This window comes from Sporosarcina sp. FSL K6-3508 (assembly GCF_038615825.1).
Lineage (GTDB): Bacteria > Bacillota > Bacilli > Bacillales_A > Planococcaceae > Sporosarcina > Sporosarcina newyorkensis.
The window spans coordinates 1,414,654-1,432,941 of sequence record NZ_CP152016.1 but is presented as its reverse complement, the minus strand read 5'-3'; the positions used below and the strand labels follow the sequence as shown (position 1 = coordinate 1,432,941).

20 protein-coding genes are annotated in these 18,288 nt (G+C 44.4%); 1 reads left to right on the top strand and 19 read right to left on the bottom strand.

What is annotated here, in order from left to right; all coding sequences use genetic code 11:
- Positions 1-165: 165 nt before the first annotated feature.
- From MKX97_RS06700 to MKX97_RS06680, 5 genes are read right to left on the bottom strand one after another with little or no spacing between them, the layout of a single operon-like run.
- A complete protein-coding gene (locus MKX97_RS06700; protein WP_340758629.1) occupies positions 166-1,149 on the bottom strand; it encodes a biotin--[acetyl-CoA-carboxylase] ligase in 984 nt (327 codons plus the stop codon).
- Complete coding sequence (locus MKX97_RS06695; protein WP_009497120.1) at positions 1,127-2,317, bottom strand: CCA tRNA nucleotidyltransferase; 1,191 nt, start codon at positions 2,315-2,317, stop codon at positions 1,127-1,129. Before MKX97_RS06695 ends, MKX97_RS06700 begins: the two co-directional genes overlap by 23 nt.
- Entirely contained in the window at positions 2,314-3,456 is a 1,143-nt protein-coding gene (gene bshA / locus MKX97_RS06690) for an N-acetyl-alpha-D-glucosaminyl L-malate synthase BshA (RefSeq protein WP_342537224.1), read from the bottom strand. The genes MKX97_RS06695 and bshA overlap by 4 nt, the downstream gene beginning before the upstream one ends.
- 26 nt (positions 3,457-3,482) lie before the next feature.
- Complete coding sequence (gene dapB / locus MKX97_RS06685; RefSeq protein WP_221836798.1) at positions 3,483-4,283, bottom strand: 4-hydroxy-tetrahydrodipicolinate reductase; 801 nt, start codon at positions 4,281-4,283, stop codon at positions 3,483-3,485.
- A complete protein-coding gene (locus MKX97_RS06680) occupies positions 4,280-4,618 on the bottom strand; it encodes a nucleotide pyrophosphohydrolase (protein WP_040758173.1) in 339 nt (112 codons plus the stop codon). Before MKX97_RS06680 ends, dapB begins: the two co-directional genes overlap by 4 nt.
- 228 nt (positions 4,619-4,846) lie before the next feature.
- Here MKX97_RS06680 and MKX97_RS06675 point away from each other — a divergent pair, with 228 nt between their 5' ends.
- On the top strand, positions 4,847-5,719 hold the full coding sequence (locus MKX97_RS06675) for a YitT family protein (protein ID WP_342537222.1): 873 nt from the start codon (positions 4,847-4,849) through the stop codon (positions 5,717-5,719).
- Positions 5,720-5,782: 63 nt separating this feature from the next.
- Here the strand turns inward: MKX97_RS06675 and MKX97_RS06670 are convergent, their stop codons facing one another.
- The 14 genes from MKX97_RS06670 to aroC form a co-directional block, all read right to left on the bottom strand.
- Positions 5,783-6,457, bottom strand: coding sequence for a zinc metallopeptidase (locus MKX97_RS06670; protein WP_281250639.1), 675 nt, complete (start codon positions 6,455-6,457; stop codon positions 5,783-5,785).
- 59 nt (positions 6,458-6,516) lie between these two features.
- Entirely contained in the window at positions 6,517-7,122 is a 606-nt protein-coding gene (locus MKX97_RS06665; protein ID WP_040758174.1) for a DUF1405 domain-containing protein, read from the bottom strand.
- 106 nt (positions 7,123-7,228) lie between these two features.
- On the bottom strand, positions 7,229-7,996 hold the full coding sequence (locus MKX97_RS06660) for a menaquinol-cytochrome c reductase cytochrome b/c subunit (protein WP_009497127.1): 768 nt from the start codon (positions 7,994-7,996) through the stop codon (positions 7,229-7,231).
- Positions 7,997-8,047: 51 nt separating this feature from the next.
- The gene (locus MKX97_RS06655; RefSeq protein WP_009497128.1) at positions 8,048-8,722 is read right to left on the bottom strand and encodes a cytochrome b6; all 675 of its coding nucleotides are present in this window, start codon (positions 8,720-8,722) and stop codon (positions 8,048-8,050) included.
- Between the two features lie 22 nt (positions 8,723-8,744).
- On the bottom strand, positions 8,745-9,248 hold the full coding sequence (locus MKX97_RS06650) for a ubiquinol-cytochrome c reductase iron-sulfur subunit (RefSeq protein ID WP_040758175.1): 504 nt from the start codon (positions 9,246-9,248) through the stop codon (positions 8,745-8,747).
- 423 nt (positions 9,249-9,671) lie between these two features.
- Positions 9,672-10,121 carry a DUF2487 family protein gene (locus MKX97_RS06645; protein WP_078816995.1) on the bottom strand — a complete coding sequence of 150 codons (450 nt, stop codon included), beginning with the start codon at positions 10,119-10,121 and terminating at the stop codon, positions 9,672-9,674.
- 86 nt (positions 10,122-10,207) lie between these two features.
- Positions 10,208-10,762 carry a ReoY family proteolytic degradation factor gene (locus MKX97_RS06640; RefSeq protein ID WP_009497131.1) on the bottom strand — a complete coding sequence of 185 codons (555 nt, stop codon included), beginning with the start codon at positions 10,760-10,762 and terminating at the stop codon, positions 10,208-10,210.
- Between the two features lies 1 nt (position 10,763).
- Entirely contained in the window at positions 10,764-12,029 is a 1,266-nt protein-coding gene (locus MKX97_RS06635; protein WP_342537221.1) for a tetratricopeptide repeat protein, read from the bottom strand.
- Positions 12,030-12,056: 27 nt separating this feature from the next.
- Positions 12,057-13,352 (bottom strand): 3-phosphoshikimate 1-carboxyvinyltransferase, encoded by a 1,296-nt coding sequence (gene aroA, locus MKX97_RS06630; protein ID WP_221836784.1) that lies wholly within the window; start codon positions 13,350-13,352, stop codon positions 12,057-12,059.
- A 33-nt stretch (positions 13,353-13,385) separates the two neighbouring features.
- Entirely contained in the window at positions 13,386-14,498 is a 1,113-nt protein-coding gene (locus tag MKX97_RS06625; RefSeq protein WP_342537220.1) for a prephenate dehydrogenase, read from the bottom strand.
- Between the two features lie 12 nt (positions 14,499-14,510).
- On the bottom strand, positions 14,511-15,602 hold the full coding sequence (hisC, locus tag MKX97_RS06620; protein WP_340758627.1) for a histidinol-phosphate transaminase: 1,092 nt from the start codon (positions 15,600-15,602) through the stop codon (positions 14,511-14,513).
- 25 nt (positions 15,603-15,627) lie between these two features.
- On the bottom strand, positions 15,628-15,993 hold the full coding sequence (gene aroH, locus MKX97_RS06615) for a chorismate mutase (protein ID WP_342537218.1): 366 nt from the start codon (positions 15,991-15,993) through the stop codon (positions 15,628-15,630).
- Positions 15,990-17,096: a 3-dehydroquinate synthase gene (aroB, locus tag MKX97_RS06610; protein WP_342537217.1), complete on the bottom strand. Its 1,107-nt coding sequence runs from the start codon at positions 17,094-17,096 to the stop codon at positions 15,990-15,992. The genes aroH and aroB overlap by 4 nt, the downstream gene beginning before the upstream one ends.
- A 1-nt stretch (position 17,097) precedes the next feature.
- Positions 17,098-18,279: a chorismate synthase gene (gene aroC / locus MKX97_RS06605; RefSeq protein ID WP_009497138.1), complete on the bottom strand. Its 1,182-nt coding sequence runs from the start codon at positions 18,277-18,279 to the stop codon at positions 17,098-17,100.
- Positions 18,280-18,288: the final 9 nt, after the last annotated feature.

Here is an 18,288-nt window from a genome sequence, read left to right as displayed (position 1 = left end):
TTGGACAGAAGGGTTGCGTAAGCGTACATAAATTGCGTCCTCCGTCCCTGTCTTTGCAGATCAAGGCAGATCTCATCACTATTTCATTTTCAAAACAGGTGCAGCTCTTCAATGATACCGCCCTTCGATGTATACTATATCAAAACAGTAAGATTCTGTATAGTTTTAATTTTTCACTTCAATATCGGCAGAGTAAATTCCCCGGACCGATCCGTCAGCCAGTTGTAGCTCCAACATTCCTTCTGCCGAAATACCAAGTGCCACGCCTTCAACAGTTTCGTTCACCATATTGGCCCGGACACGCTTGCCTGTTATCGAGGCATAGCTTTCCCACAATAGTTTTATAGGAGCAAAACCTTTCTCCACATAAAGTGATGTGTATTGCTCCAAGTACTCCAAGATTTTGGCCACCAGTTTTGCCCGATCAACTTCTTCGCCTTTTTCAATTTTCAATGAAGTAGCAATCGATTGCAACTCTTCCGGGAAATCCGTCAGCTCTTGGTTAACGTTAATGCCCATGCCAAGAATAACAGCTTTTATACGGTCTGGGTCAGCTTGCAGCTCCGTCAAAATGCCCGTCACTTTTTTATTGTTGATCAGAATATCATTTGGCCACTTAATGACCGGATGGATATCGGTTATGTCTTCAATCGCACGCACAATCGCGACAGCAGCCACAAGAGTAAGCTGCGGAGCTTGTTGAGGCGCAAGATTCGGTCGGATGATCAGACTCATCCAAATGCCTCGTCCTGCATTTGACGTCCAAGGTCTAGCAAGTCGGCCTTTCCCCGCTGTCTGTTCTTCCGAAATGATCAACGTCCCGTCCTCTACACCGTTTTGTGCTTCTTCGTGGGCAATTTTCTGGGTCGTTGGACAGGTTTTAAAATAATGGATCGTCTGACCGTATGTTTTCGTTTCTAAATGCTCGTGAATATTGGCCTGATTGACAATGTCAGGAATTTCAATTAAATAATAGCCTTTTTTACGCAACGAGCCAATTTCATAGCCCTCTTCTTCTAATTCTTTAATGTATTTCCAAATTGCGGTGCGAGAAAGACCGAATTCATCGGCAATATCTTGTCCGGACACCGGTTTTCCCTGCGCAGCAAACAGTCTCTTCAACAGTTCATTCTTCACGGAAAATTTCATATAAAAACCATTCCTTTATCGCCTTTGCGTCGTTTTCAACTCTTCTTTCCACAACTGCTTCCTCAATCTTTCCAATCCATTCGCTCGTCCACTTCCCGCCACGCCGCCCCAACCAAACGAGCAGGTCATTGCCGGTGAACGCAAGCTCTGAACGCTGCTTGATCGGTAAATTGTTTTTCCGTTCGGCTAATTGTTCGAGAGTCCGTGTCGTTTCATCTGGAAATTGAGCATTATGGATTCTTTCACCAATGTCAAGCACTTCCAAAGGATATCGATAAAGTTCGAGATCTTGGAACGAATGATCGACCCGGATGGCAGATGCTTCCTCTATTTGCTTTAGAAAACGTTTCTCTTCGTTCGAAAGTTTAAATTTCCTCGCGAACTCTGCCGACGAAACATTACTGAGCAAGAGCATCGCAGCCCAGCCATGACGTGCATTCAAAAAAGGTGTGAACGAATCCAGCTGAGCAAAAGAAGAAAATAATTTTGGGAAAAGCGTCGGCAATCCGATTTCCCTGCTGTATTGGAAAGCGATCGAAGAGTTTTTCCCTTGCAATAATTTATCCATTTCTACTTTGATGCGCTCCATGGCGATATGACTCAATTCATGTGCCAGCTTTTTCATCGCTTCCAAAGTCTTTTCCTCGATTCGGAAATCCAAAACAGACGAAAAGCGTAATGCCCGAAAAATTCTCAATGCATCCTCGCTAAATCGTTCAGCCGGACAACCTACAGAGCGGATCAAGCGCTTCTCCAGGTCGTCAAGCCCTCCGAATAAATCGACCATTTCACCTTCCAGCGTCATTGCCAGCGCATTAATCGTAAAATCACGACGTTGTAAGTCTTCTTTCAGTGAAGTGACATAAAAGACTTCGTCGGGTCTCCGATGGTCGCTATAAGTACCTTCCGTCCGAAAGGTAGTGACTTCAATCGGTTCATCCATCATGAGAACTAACACCGTTCCATGTGCGATGCCTATATCGATTGTATGGTCAAATACCTCTTTGACTTGTTCAGGCGTAGCAGACGTTGCGATATCGATATCGGTAGGCTCCTTGCCTAACGCAAAATCTCGCACTGCTCCTCCGACAAATACAGCTTCGTAGCCCGCCGATTGTAATTGCTGAACCACTTCACGACTCGCAAGTGAACCAAAAGAAGTTGTCATTTCATCTCCGCCACTTCATAATATAACGCTTCGTATTGTGAAACGATGTATTCTGAACTAAAATGTTGTTGCACAGTCAGTTCCGCGTTTTCCTGCATTTGCTTATACAGTTGATCGTCCGTTAAAAGCTGAGAAACTTTCTCCGCAACCGCTTGTACATCACCCAATTCGACAAGAAAACCATTATAACCGTCTTCCACCACTTCCGGTATGCCGCCGATTGCCGTTGCAACGGCAGGGACTCTGCACGCGAAAGCTTCGAGTAAGACAAGCCCGAACGCTTCCTTTTCTGATAGCAGCAACATGACATCGCTCACCGACAGCAGCTCTGGCAGGTCGTCCCGTTTACCTAAGAATAAAATGTCTTCCTGAAGTCCAGCCTTCTGCACATACTGCTCCAACTCAAATTTTTCTGGTCCCTCGCCAACTAACAGCAATTTGACGTTATGCTTCCGGCGGATTAATTCAAAGCTTTCAATGATGTCGGGAATACACTTCACTTTCCTGAAGTTCGAAATATGAATCAATATTTTTTCATCCGGCGCAATCCCAAGCTCTTCGCGCAGGTATACCGTTTCATGCGGAAAATATTTTTCTTCGTCGATAAAATTATAGATCGTTTCGATTTCTGTCGTCGGATGCAGCAGTTCAATCGTTTCGTTTTTTAGTGAATCTGAAACTGCTGTGACTCGATCTGATTTATTGATTCCATATGATAATGTGTTTTTCAGCGCGGGGTCATAACCTAAAATGGTGACATCCGTCCCATGAAGTGTCGTGATGATTCCGATCGCCGAGTCTGCCATATCTTTAGCCAAAACTGCGGAAATCGCATGTGGTACGGCATAATGAACGTGCAGTAAGTCAAGCCCTTCAGTTTGAATAACCTGCGCAATGCGGTTAGCGAGCGCGATATCATAGGGTGGATACTTAAACACAGCATACCCTTCAATTTTCACTTCATGAAATTGGATATTCGGATGGGCATCCAGAAAACGGAAAGGCTTGCTGGATGTTATATAGTGCATTTCATGACCTTTATCTGCCATTTTCTTCCCAAGTTCTGTTGCCACCACTCCCGAACCACCTAATGAGGGATAACAAATCACGCCTACTTTTAATCTTCTTTGTTGTTGCATACGTTCAACCGCCTCACTGCCGAAGTTTAGTCGATAATCTTTTCTAGTCCGTAAACGAACTGTGTTGTCGAGACTGCTTCACGAATAGCCAGCAAAATCCCTGGCATGAATGATTTCCGATCGAATGAATCATGACGAATCTTCAGCAGTTCGCCTTCTCCTCCAAGTAATACTTCTTGATGCGCAAGCAGCCCGGGAAGTCGGATACTATGGATTTTCATTCCTTCTATATCTGCGCCTCTAGCTCCCGGAATCGTTTCCTGCTCTTCAGGATGCCCTTGAATATGCGCTGCACGCACCTCCCGAATCATCTCGGCTGTTTTGACTGCTGTGCCGGACGGAGAATCCAGTTTACGGTCGTGATGCATTTCGAGTATTTCGATGTCGCCTAAATAGCGGGCTGCCTGCTGGGCAAATTTCATCATCAATACAGCACCGATCGAAAAGTTCGGCGCAATGATACAGCTTTTCTGCCGTTCCTTCGAAAGTCTCTCTAAATCCGTTAACATTTCCGCTGTCAGGCCAGACGTCCCGATGACGACATGCATGCCGAGTGTTAATGCCTCACTTGCGTTTACGAAAACAGCATCTGGATCCGTGACGTCGAGCAAGATATCGGGATTATGTGCTGCTTTTAATGCAGTTAGTGATGTATAAATCGGTATCCCATCTTCCATTTCTGTTACCGTTTCATTATGTAAAAATTGGCCATCATATTTGTAGTCGAGTGCTGCCACCACTTCTATATCAGCTGCTTCATTCGCGGCCAGAACTGCTGTGCCACCCATTCGTCCGCGTGCGCCAGCTATCGCTAATTTAATCGTCATTCCATTTCCTCCTTTTTCGTCCATCGATTCGCATCTCGAGTGTTGAATTTCGTCAGTACATTTTCAAGTGCTTCCGTTAAATCTATGTTTTGCGAGTTAGCGAAGCAAATCAGGACAAACAATAGGTCGCCTGTTTCTTCTTCAAGTGTCCGTACGGCTTCCGAAGATTTTTTCTTCTTCATACCATAGCGATCTTGAACTTCACGAGATAATTCGCCTAGCTCTTCCGTCAATCTTGCCATTAGTTCCATTGGAGGAAAATAGCCTTCTTTAAAACTTGTTATGTATGCATCAACATCTTGTTGTAATTGTACCATTGATTTGGATGGTTCCATTACTATATCAACTCCCCTTTCTATCGTATGCATTCTACTCACTATTGTCAAAATAAAATATTTAGCACATACTGTCTATATTGGTCAAATCGCGGGGAAAGATTACTATGTGAGCAGGCGCGTGATTTGTGCTTAGGTCCTGCATATCGAGGAGTTAAATAGAATTGTACTGTCAATCCTTGATTATGTTAAATGGGAAATTATATTTGCATAGAAGGAGTGTTGTCGTTGTTTTCTGGCATCCGTATTCGCAATATATTGTTAATCTTACTTGGTGCAGCCATTTTTAGTTTTGGGCTCGTCAACTTCACGATTCAGCATGAATTGGCGGAAGGTGGATTCACTGGGATTACACTGATTTTGCTATTTGCGTTTCAATGGGATCCTGCTCTAATGAACTTGGTGCTAAATATTCCGATGTTTTTTCTTGGGTGGAAGATGCTCGGTAGAAGATCTTTCAAATATACGGTAATTGGAACGGTTGCTGTTTCGGTATTCATCAAAATTTTCATGAAGTATCAAATGCAGATTCATATGGAGGGCGATTTGTTTCTTGTTTCTTTATTCGCCGGTGTTTTTATCGGTGTCGGCCTCGGTATTATCTTTAGAAGCGGCGGTACGACTGGCGGCTCGGACATCATTGCACGGCTCGCTCATAAGAAGTTCGGCATCACAATGGGAAAAACGATGTTTGCATTTGATGCAGTTGTTATTTTACTGAGCTGGGCGGTTTATTTGGATTATCGTTCCATGATGTATACGTTGGTCGCTTTATTTGTCGGCGCCCGGGTCATTGACTTCGTGCAGGAAGGTGCTTACTCGGCGAGAGGGGCATTTATCGTCACGAATTATCCAGATGAAATGGCGGAAATGATTGGCACTGTCATGGGCAGAGGCGTGACGGTATTTAAAGGATATGGACATTTTTCAAAGGAAGACCGTGAAATCCTTTACTGTGTAGTTGGGAAAAACGAAATGATCCGACTGAAAAACATCATCAACTCTGTCGATCCTGAAGCCTTTGTATCGTTAATGGAAGTTCATGACGTGATGGGAGAAGGCTTTACATTGGACGAACAAAAACGTCCGATTCAAGATTAAAAAATCCGTCTGCTGACACTATGTCAGCGGACGGATTTTCATCGTACATGTTCATTTAAGTGATCAGTCGCGATTTACAAAAATCAGTACTAAACGCAGTAGCTCGAGAACAGCAACTGCAGTAGCAGCAACATACGTCATCGCAGCTGCGCTCAATACTTTCTTTGCATACGGTTCTTCGTCATTACGAATAACCCCTAATTCCACGATTTGATCCATCGCACGAGACGATGCGTTAAATTCCACAGGCAATGTAACAACTTGGAATACGACCCCAACAGCCATCAGCAAAATTCCGATCCCAAGCAATGAATTCATACTTGAGAAAATTAAACCGATCATGATGAAGACCCAGGATGCATTCGAAGTAAGATTCGCAACTGGTGCTAATCTGTGACGGAAACGCAGGAATGAATAGTCTTCCTTATCTTGAATCGCATGGCCCACTTCGTGTGCAGCTACCGCGGTACCTGCAACCGATGCTTCATGATAGTTACTTGAAGATAATGCAACAATCTTTGTCATCGGGTTATAGTGGTCACTTAAGAAACCTTTACTTTCCACTACTTTCACATCATGTAAACCATTTTGGTCCAAAATGAGACGAGCTACTTGTGCTCCAGTCATCCCTGACGTGGAACGTACTTTTGAGTATTTATTATATGTGCTTTTCACTTTAAACTGCGCATAGATAGGCAGCAATATGATCATACCAAAATAGAGCCAAAACACGTCAATCTCTCCCCTTTCTATCTTCTTCAATTTTATAATCTTTGTCGGCTTACTGCAACTTTTAACTACCGATTAGTTTGCAGCGGGTCCAATCTTGTTTTGAAGCTCCACATGGCAATTCCAATACATGCGATGGACAACCAAAACGTGAAGTATCCGATTTGTGGACTAAACTTCATCAAATCGTGATAAATCGGCATTTGACCAAAGACATAATCGATGACATCATTATGCAATGTCCAGATGGCGGCAATTGCAATGTGCCGCCCAGTGAATCGATAATTCGGTATATAGAGGACACCTTGAACAGCCATCGCAAAATGAGAACCAATGAGCATCCAGCCTACCCAACCGATCGAACCTGTTTCCGCTAATGTAAGAAAGTTCATTACGACTGCCCAGACGCCATACTTAACGAGCGTAATCAATGCGAGCGCTTCCATTAACTTGAAGTTTCGTTTCACTAACCAACCAATGATCGCCAAACAGAAAAACAAAGTAGCTGTCGGACTGTCGGGAACAAATATCCAAAATTTTGGTTCCGTTATTTCCAGCTGCCACATATACCAGTCATATCCGTATACCGTACCGAATATATTGATGAATAGAAGTATCCATAAAAATGATTTATGGGACAGGATGAACCACAGTTGCGTAAATAGGATGCGCAAAAACATACCCCCTCGTTTTTATTGCTGATTCTGTATGTATTATGATTATGCATCATTCAAACTGGATATATAGAAAAAAAGAGTCAGTTTCCTGACTCTTTTTTCATCAATCCGTATTCAAACCTTCAATGAACTCAGCAAGTACTTGAAGATCTTCATCCGAACCTTCCCATGTACCAGGAGGCATAGATCCACGGCCATCATGAGCAATTTCAATAATTTCATCTGCAGTCATGCCTGTGTTCGTCAACGGTAATCCCAAACCACCCTGGAATGAGTCCCCGTGACAGCCAATACAGGAAGAACCTTGATAAATCTCATAGCCCTCGGCTGTTTCATCAAATTCCACTTCATCAACGATCGCACCTTGAACTTTTGCTGCTTCCCAGTCGTGGTTCACAACGGACTCCCAAGTCAAGTAGAACATCGCCAAGAATGAAAGAATCATGAAGCCTGTTGGCAATGGACGCTTAAACGGACGTCGCTCTTTCGTCGTATCCGTGAAAGGAACCAGCATTAATGCCATAAATGCCAAACCAGGAATGATGATCGCACCGATCACGTTATAAGGACCGGATGCGAATTCATATTTCAATAATTGATACATGAATAGGAAATACCAGTCTGGAACCGGTATATACATTGTATCCGTCGGGTCCGCTTGACGCTCAAGCGGTGACGGGTGTGCAAGTGTGACGATTAGGTAACCGATCAAGAAGATCGCTCCGATCATCCACTCTTTCAATAGAAAGTTTGGCCAGAATGCTTCGGTTTTACCCGGATATTCTGAGTAATCTTTTGGAGTGTTCGGCATTTTATTCGTAGCTTTGATGCGCGAATCTCCAACAAATTTCATCCCTTTTCCGCGGTGCATGTTATTCCCTCCTTCTTAAATTTCAGATGACCCTAACCAATAAATTGGTTCTTATAGTGGTCCGGAAATACCTTGTCTTCTGATCATGATAAAGTGTGCTGCAAGCAACCCAAGCAAAGCAGCCGGTAGGAAAAATACATGAATCGCGAAGAATCTTGTTAACGTCTGTGCACCTAATATCGTGGAATCACCCGCGAGAAGAATTTTAATCTGTTCTCCGATGAAAGGTACTGACGCGGCAATCTCAATCCCAACTTTTGTTGCGAATAGAGCCTTCATATCCCAAGGCAATAGATATCCTGTGAACCCTAGACCCATCATGACGCCGAAAATCATGACGCCGACGATCCAGTTCAATTCACGAGGCTTTTTATAAGACCCTGTAAAGAATACACGTAAAGTATGTAGGAACATCATGACGATAACTAACGAAGCTCCCCAGTGGTGCATCCCACGCACAAGTTCACCGAATGCAACATCATTTTGAAGGTAGAAAACTGATTTCCATGCGTTCTCGATATCCGGTGTATAATACATTGTCAGGAACATACCAGACAAGATTTGGATCACCGTTACGAAAAACGTCAAACCTCCGAAACAATAGATGAATGCAGAAAAATGATGTGCAGGGTTTACGTGCTCAGGTACTTCATGGTCAGCGATATCTCGCCAAATTGGAGTGATATCTAACCGTTCATCCACCCAATCATAAATTTTATTTAACACTACGGTCGTACCCCCTTACCCTTTAGACTAATGTGTTCGGTATTACTCCACCAAGATTGACAAACCCGTCGATGACTTCAACTTCATACTCATCAAGCGGTCCAAGCGGCGGTGTTCCTGGAATGTTATCACCATTTTTTTTGTAACGTCCTGCGTGACATGGGCAGAAAAACTCATTTTTATGCTCATCGCCTTCCCAGTTCACTGTACACCCAAGGTGCTTACAAACTGGAGAAAGTGCTATGACCTTGTCGCCTTCTTTGTAGACCCAAGCCGTGTTCGATACATCAGAAGTATACCATGCGTCTTGTCGATCTTTGATTGTATAGTCTACGCGAACCGGAGTTTCAGTTAACTCGTCGGCTTTTTGTGGTGTCGGGATAAAATCCGAACCGCCAGCACTCGCCAATACAGGATCAATTGCGAAGCGAATCATCGGCATCAGCATCGCAGAAGCCATGAACCCACCAGTTCCCATTAGTGTATAGCTAAGGAACGTGCGTCTAGACACTTTATTGCTCATCAGTAATTTCCCTCCTCTTACTCCAAAGTCAGTCCCACGGACATTCTTTTGCTAATTGTAATACTAGGACATATCTATGATATATCAAGATGAAAGTAAATTCAATAATGCTTTTAGATGGCCTTTAAGTTTGTGAACAAATATTAAGATTTGGTGACAAACGAGAAAGGTTCTTTAATTTTTCTCAAATAGGTGGTTTGGATGAAATTCTTTCTTAACTGGACTGGGCTAGTATAAGTAAAATTTTAGCTAGCGGTCCGGGGATTTAGACCAAAGATGTGCTCGCAAAAGCCGTTCTTCGTTACAGCTTTCACTCTGGGTGGACGCTTTCCGCGGAGCGCGCGGTGAGCCCCCCGGAAAGTGTACCGTCTGGAGCGCAAATCCCGGACCGCTCACTTCGTTAGCTTTTAATGTTCTAAAGCTGACTCACTGCACATTCCACTCTTCCATAAAGTGCGTAAGGACTTGTCTCAGTTGATCTTCCATGATCGTTTGACGCAAATGGTTGTCCATTGTTTCTAACGGAATGGACGGCAGCCAGATCACTTTTTCTTCTAACGTCACAGACGTCCATTTCGAATCGGTTGTCAAGTAGAAGATGTGTGTGAAAGGCGATTGCTTGAGATCTTCCGACAGCGTATCGGCGAGTTGTTGGAGATCTGTTGACTGCGTGTACGAGACAGGAGGCAGGAACATCATTCTGCCTTTGAATTGCTTCTCGATGAACATCGATAGATTCATTAAAAACTCTGAGGAAGATGCGCTATTTTTCATTGTTTCCGGCCTTGTATCAATTGAGATCAATGGCACTACGAGTGTATCGATATAATCTTTTTGACTGATATATGTATCCACATCTTTTGGTACCCAATTCATTTTCTTCCCTCCCGTCATTGCTTCATAAGAGTTTAGCTCAAAATTTCCAGCAAGGCAAACCAATGACTCCACCGCGTTCGGCGAAGTCATTGGTTTTTGTCTTTTTTCATTTCGTTCAACAGAGCAGTCAAGCTGATAAAGAGCTCCCGGTCCCCATTATCAAGCGCTTCATCAATCCTCTTTAATAACATTTCATTGGTCATGAGCGTCACGCTTTCTTCAAGCAGGCGTTCGGCTATTTCCTGGTCTCTCTTTTTGGTCAGAATGTCTTCAGGCAGATATGGATTTTCTTCTGCAACACTCGCATACTCCGGACATTTATTGCTATCCCTGAAGTTCAATTGAATGAACATTTTTTCATCAGGATGCAACCGCAAATCGTGAAATGATTTCTCGGCATCTGCAGTCATTAAATTTCCTTTGTAAAATCGAAATGGGATACTGTCTACTTCTGTGGTGGAGATAATCATTGCCCGCGGACAGTGATGAGCCTCGTCTGTAAAGTGAACATTAGTCAATAAATGCTCATTGCTAAGAAGATAATTTAAAATCCATACACATTCCCGCCGCTTCAATCTGTAGCGTTTTAAAAACCACCTCAAAAAATCTTTTTTAGCGGTTACAGGAACCATGGCTTTCATTTCACACCTCCTCTTCAGATTGCGCTTCTAAGTATGCTGTCCACTCTTCTGCATCGGGAGCGATCTTGACGAGTTGTCGAATCACTCGCTGCGCTTCTGCGTGTTTGCCTTCCTCCAGTAAGAATTTCGCATAACTGTCTAAAAAGCCAGCATCTTCATTCATCCCATCATATGCTTTCCGGTACATTTCATATGCCTCTTTATATACTTCTGTCCTTTCATAAGCATACGCAAGGAATGCATGGAGGAGAGGGATCTCCAACTGATCGGCTTCTGAGTATGTCAGTAATTCGATTAACAGCTCATCTTCTTCCCTTTGGTTATACAAGGAAGCCAGAGTCACCAGCGCATCAATATATTCCGGATCAAGAACGAGTGCCTCTTTCAGATAGCGTTCAGCCTCTTCCGGCAACTGAAGTTTCAAAGCAGACTTTCCAGCAGCAAGCTGTAGCTCCTTATCAAATGTATCCCGCTCGATCCCCATTTTATAAAATTCCAAGGCTTTGTCATCTTCGTTCAACTGAGCATGACTTTGACCCGCAAGCATATAAGCGGAAAAATAATCAGGATCCATTTCAATCAACTGTTTTAATCGACTAATTGCATCAGCATAACGTTCTGTCTGATAATAGGCCAATCCTAGTCCAAACAGCTCTTCAGGATTCGTTTCCTGATTGAGCAACTCTTCATAGTACGGAATCGCTTCTTCGTATGCTGCACCCGCACTGTAGGCTTCCGCAAGGCGAGATGTCAATTTGACGCCTGCCAATTCTTCAGCCGTTTCGAGAAGCTTTTTATAGAGCCGTACCGCTTCACTGTACCGACCGGAATCCAACAGCAACTCTGCCTGGGCCAACTGGATGACTGGTTCATGCGGAGCCAACTCACTCGCTTCACGGACCTTGGCAAGCGCAGTTTCCGCCAGACCAACCATTTGATAATAGTCCGCCTGCGCAAGGAGTGCCTGCACATACTCTTCTTCATCCGGTCCAATTTCCGTCAATAAGAGCAATGCTTCATCTTCTTCACCCAATTCAAGCAATGCAGCGGCACGATCGATTTTCAACTGTGCTTCATCGGGAAAAACGAGCAGCAAGTGAGAGAAAATCCCATCTGCTTGCCCGATAAATCCATACTCGATCAAAAGATTTGCGACGTCATACAGAAGATCGTATTCCGTTGTAGCTTGAAGCTTTTCTATTCCATCGTGCAGGGCATTCAAGTCCCCATCCAATAAGAGCTGCTCCATATCTTGCAATGTATTCATTTTTTCACCTGAACTTTCTGTTGAACTTCATCCATTCGCGAGATTTGAAAGATCCTCGAAGAATTGCGGATAAGATATTGCGATGCATGAAGGATTTTCAATATGAACCGGACCAGAAGTGATCAAACCGGCAATCGCCGCCATCATTCCCAACCGATGATCGCCATACGATTGAAGGGTAGCACCAGTTAACGGCGTCGGTCCGTTGATGATCATACCATCGGGAGTTGTTTCAATGTCCGCACCAAGTTTGCGCAGTTCTGTTGCGACAGCTTCTATCCGATCGGTTTCTTTGACACGTAATTCTTCGGCATCCGTAATAATTGTTCTGCCTTTTGCTTGCGTGGCCAGTAAAGCCAACACAGGAAGTTCGTCGATCAATCTCGGAATCAGCTCACCGCCAATTTCCGTAGCGTTTAACTTCGAATACATAATTTTCACGGTACCGTAGCGTTCGCCAGAAAAACCTTGCTCCTGTGACTGCTCCAAACGCACGCCCATAGCCTTCAATACATCAAGTATACCTGTACGCGTCGGATTCAATCCAACCTTTTCGAATGATACTTCGCTATCTTCTACCATAGCGGCCGCTACCATGAAAAAAGCTGCGGATGAAATATCCCCAGGCACGACCACATCCGTCCCGGATAATTGCTGCCCGCCCTGAATGCGAATTGTCTTTCCTTCTTGTGTAAGCTCAGCACCAAACTGATTTAACATACGCTCTGTATGATCTCGTGAAACAACCATTTCAGTGACAGATGTTTCACCTTCTGCCTGAAGACCTGCCAGCAACACAGCGGATTTCACCTGTGCACTGGCAACAGGCATTTGGTAGTCAATTGCCGCAAGCTTTGTGCCGTGTACTGTCAACGGCAAGTAGTCATCGTGTTCATCACTTGTAATGTTAGCTCCCATTAACCCGAGTGGTCCAGTCACGCGTTTCATTGGACGTTTGGATAAATACTGATCTCCGCACATCGTTGAAGTAACAGGAGATCCGGATAATATACCGAGCATAAGACGTGCAGTCGTCCCTGAATTACCTGCATCCAATGTTTCGGTCGGAGTTTGCCATGCGGAAATACCAGGACTATCCACTACAACATCCGTTCCTTCACGGGTAATCGATACGCCGAGTTTTCGAAACATATCGATTGTACTCAGACAATCTTCTCCATCCAAAAAACCTGAGATTGTCGTCTTTCCTGTAGCGATGGAACCGAGCATGACTGCACGATGAGAAATCGACTTATCTCCTGGCACTTGCAATGTTCCACGGAGGACAGGTCGTTCAAATGAAACCGTCTTTTGTTCTGACATACCGCTCTCCTCCTTTAAAAATACATGCATAAATCAAAGAACATGCATGGAATAATCCGTTGCTTGCGCCAGCACTTGCCGGGCTCGCTTGCGCTCAGCTGCCGATTGGAAGCTGATCACCAAAATCCCATAGACGTCCGTGCGTGTTTCCACAATGCGGATATTCGTCAAACTGATATCCGCGTCAGCCAGGATTTTTGTAATTTCAGAAATGATTCCTGGGTGGTCAGGTATATCAATATGCAAATCAAATGTCATATACAATGCACCTTGAACCGCTCCCTCATACGTTGAAGGCAGTTTATCCCGATACGTTTTAGCCTGAGAAAAGAAATCGAAAATTTGATCCGGGTTATTTTCTACAAGCATCGACCGAATAGTATTCATTTGGTCCAGCCAGCCATCCACTTGGGTGAGCAGTTCATCTCTATTTTGGATTGTGATGTCCCTCCACATAACAGGATCTGCAGATGCAATGCGAGTTAAGTCACGGAAACCGCCTGCCGCCAGCCTTTTGACAAAAGGCTGTTGCTCTTCTTGTTCAGCCAACCGGCCGACCAATGAAGAGGCAACAAGGTGCGGAAAGTGACTGATAATGGCCGTCATCCGATCATGCTCTTCAGCCTGCAGCACGATGAGTTTTGCTTTCGTTGTTTCAAGCAACGTTTCAAGAAGCGTAATTTGATGTTCAGTCGTTGTTTTACTTGGAGTCAAAATATAATAGGCATTCTCAAAAAGATGTTCCATTGCTGCGGAAACACCACTTTTATGGGAACCCGCCATTGGATGGCCGCCAATGAAAGTAATGCCTTTTTCTTGTAGGGCGACAGCTGCATCCATGATTGGTTTCTTCGTGCTGCCGGTATCTGTGACAATCGCATGTTCTTTGAATGTCCACTCCAGTGCCTCTTCGAAAATCGCCACTGTCGTATTGACAGGCGTTGCGAAAATGACAAAGTCAGCCTGCTCGCAGGCTGATTTTGCTGAAGGTGCAATTGTGTCAATGATGCCTCGTCGGAACGCTTCGTCAGCAGTCGCATACGAGCGGTCGAAACCAACTAGGTGAACATCTGGATTTCGTTTCAATGCGAGACCGAGTGATCCTCCGATCAATCCCAGTCCTATAATACTTACAGTCGTTTTCATCGTCATCTATCCTTATTCAGTAATTAATAATTGATCAAATGCTTTGAAGAAATCGGTATTTTGCTGTTCAGTCCCTACCGTCACACGGACATACCCCGGAGTACCGAGCAAATTCCCGCTGCGTACGATAAACCCATGCTGTAACAGTTTTTCACAAGCTTCATCGGAATCCATCGGTACTTCTATCAATACAAAGTTTGTTTCGGAAGGATAGATGGCTATAGAATTTTTCTCTGCATAGTCGACATACCGTTTACGTTCTGTGTGATTTTTCTTCACACAGTCTTGAAGAAACTGCTGGTCTCCAAGCGCCACTTCTGCCGCTGCAAGAGCCAGAGAGTTATTATTGAATGGATTGCGTACTTTATTTAATTCTGCCATATTGGCTTTGTTCGTAACGCCATAGCCAAGACGGAAACTAGCCAGCCCGTACGCCTTGGAGAACGTCCGCAACACAATTAAATTGTCGTAATCATGGATCCAATTCATCGCATCTTCCTGTCCAGGATCCGTGACATATTCAAAGTACGCTTCATCAAGAACCACAAGAGCCGTTTTAGGTGCCTGATCTAAGAAATCTTTGATCTTTTTGCTCGATAGCAAGTTACCTGTTGGGTTATTCGGATTACATACCCAAATAATGGCTGTATGATCATCCGCTGCCTTCAAAAACCCTTCTAAATCATGATCCCCATTATCGAGCATAGGCACTTGACGGATTTCAGCACCTTCAATTTTCGCATTATGTGCATATTGAGGAAATGTAACGGAAGCCATTACGGTGTTTGTACCTGGCTGCAAAAGCGCTCTTGAGATCATCGTTACCATTTCATCGGAACCGTTACCGAATAAAATTTCCATCGGATCGACCTGATGAAATTCTGCCAGCTTCGTGCGCAAGCCAGCAGTAAACGCATCTGGATACATTTCAAATTGATCCGCTTTAGAGCGTAGATACTCTGCGACTGCGGGAGAAGAACCATACGGATTTTCATTTGATGCGAGCTTGTTTACTTCCTGCAGTCCGTATGTACGTTTTACTTCAGCAATTGAACGGCCTGGGGTATATGGTTTCATAGTTGATAAAATCGGCTTCCAATTCATTTTGGGGCCCCCTTTTAGAAATGAGTTATTTTTGTAGGTCCGGTCGTAATTGAACTGCATGATTTTGGTAGATGTGTTGGATATCACTTTGCTTCGTTTCGATATTGACGTTCATCATGACCCGGATGCATTTACGCATGGAATCTGGAACATCGATTTCATGTGTACACATGACAGGAACATACGTCCAACCTTCTATCGAACGAATGGCTTTAGCGGGAAATGCCGCTTTGACATCCACCGTCGTAGACACGATGACCGAAGCGATATCTTCTGGATCAAACCGGTTCACCTTCGCCATTTCCAACACAAGTTCTTCAGTTGCCTTCAATATTTCCTGTGCTTCGTCTTTTTCTACAGTCGTCGCGCCTCGAATACCTCTGACACTCACACAATCCCCCCGCTCTCTAGTTTCTGCTTAAACTCTTCAAACACTTCCCTGCATTGCTCAGTAGTAATTTCCTTGACAAATGGCTGTCCGATTTCTTTTAACAAGACAAAATTCATCTTTCCGAATGAAGCCTTCTTATCTTTCTGCATATACGACAACAACTCATCGAAGCTATATGAAAATACCGGTTCAAATGTATAGCCGTTTTGATTCGCAAATTGTAAGTATTGATTCGTGAAATCAGCCGAAATATCCCCATGTTTTTCACTAAGAAGAAACGCATAACCCATCCCAATCATGACACATTCCCCATGGCTCAATTTGCCGTATCCCGATGCCGCTTCCACCGCATGGCCGAACGTATGGCCGAAGTTCAAAAACTTACGCGTGGAATGCTCAAATTCATCTTCTCCGACAATCTGCGCTTTCACATGTATCCCTTGCATTAATTCACTTTCTAACCACTCGATCGATGGCGTGGAAAATTGTTCTTCTACGAGAAGCTGCTCAGTCCAGACCGCATCGGAAATAAACGCGTGCTTAATCAATTCAGCCATCCCTGAACGCATTTCAGAAGCCGGCAGCGTCTTGAAGACATCTGTATCAAACAACACTGCAGCCGGCTGATGAAAAGCTCCTACCATATTCTTTCCTTCCGGCATATTAATCGCCGTTTTTCCTCCAACCGCGCTGTCATGAGCGAGCACTGTTGTTGGACATTGAATAAAGCGAATGCCTCGCATGAAAGTTGCTGCAACAAAACCAGTCAAATCTCCGCAGGCGCCGCCGCCAAAAGCAATGAGAAGCGAATTACGTGTGAATCCTTCCGTCAATAGAAACGACTGGCAATCAACATACACGTCGGAACTTTTACAGCTTTCGCCACCCGGCACGATTTTGACCGAAATCTCGCGTCCTGTGCGTGCAAGCGCATTTTTCAATAACGGAAGATGCAGTTCAGCTACATGTGAATCTGCAATAATGCCGATTTTATCCGTGCTGTTAATCAGGTCCGCGTATTCTGAAGCAAATAATTCATACGTTTTTGAACCCACATAAACATTGTACTGATGCTCTTTGACGGAAACCGTTAACTTTTCCATCTTAAAACTCCTTTACATACTGTCTATATTGTTCAATGTCCTTTTGCAGACCGTCCATTGTATCAGAACGGAACTCATTCATGATCGCTTTAGCCATTTCTGTCGCAATGACATGCTCTGCCACGACAGACGCTGCAGGCACTGCACAAGGGTCCGATCGCTCGATTGTTGCTGTAAACGGCTCCTTCGTATCTATATCAACACTCTCAAGCGGCTTGTACAATGTTGGAATCGGCTTCATTACACCTCGTACAACGATAGGCATTCCAGTCGTCATACCGCCTTCCAGTCCACCTAAGCGATTGGACTTACGGTAGTACCCCCGCTCTGAATCCCAACTAATTTCGTCGTGCACTTCACTGCCCGGCATCCTTGCCATCTCAAAGCCTAATCCAATTTCAACACCTTTGAACGCATTGATGCTCATCATCGCGCCAGCCAATTTGCCGTCCATTTTCCGATCAAATTGTACATAGCTGCCAATCCCAGGAGGACACCCTTCAATAATCACTTCGACGACTCCACCAAGCGTGTCGCCCCGCTTTTTAATATCATCAATTGCCTCTGTCATTTTGGCCGAAGCTTCTTTGTCTGCACAATACACTGGGTCTTCCTCGACAGTCTGACGCAAGTCTTCAATCGTAAGGTTTGCATATGTAGAAGGATCCGTCTCGATTCCTCCGATTTCTGTCACATGAGCAACTGTTTCTATGCCTAGCTGACGCAAGAATTGCTTGGCAACTGCGCCGATTGCAACCCGCATTGTCGTTTCACGTGCAGAAGAACGTTCCAACACATTCCGTAAATCGCGATGTCCATATTTCATGCCGCCGACTAGATCTGCATGGCCTGGGCGCGGTCTCGTAATTTGACGTTTGACGTCCTCAGGATTCATATCTTCTGCCAAAGGTTCGATACCCATAATCCCCGTCCAGTGCTTCCAGTCATCGTTTACGACTGTTAGTGTGACAGGAGAACCGATTGTCTTACCGTGCCGTACACCTGAAGAAATTTCTACACGGTCTTTCTCAATCTGCATTCTTCGACCTCTTCCATGACCGCCTTGTCTTCTCTTTAATTCCTTGTTGATCATGTCTGCCGTCAATTCCATTTGTGCAGGTAAGCCCTCAATGATAGCTGTCAATTGTGGACCATGTGATTCTCCAGCTGTAATAAAACGCATGTTCAGTTC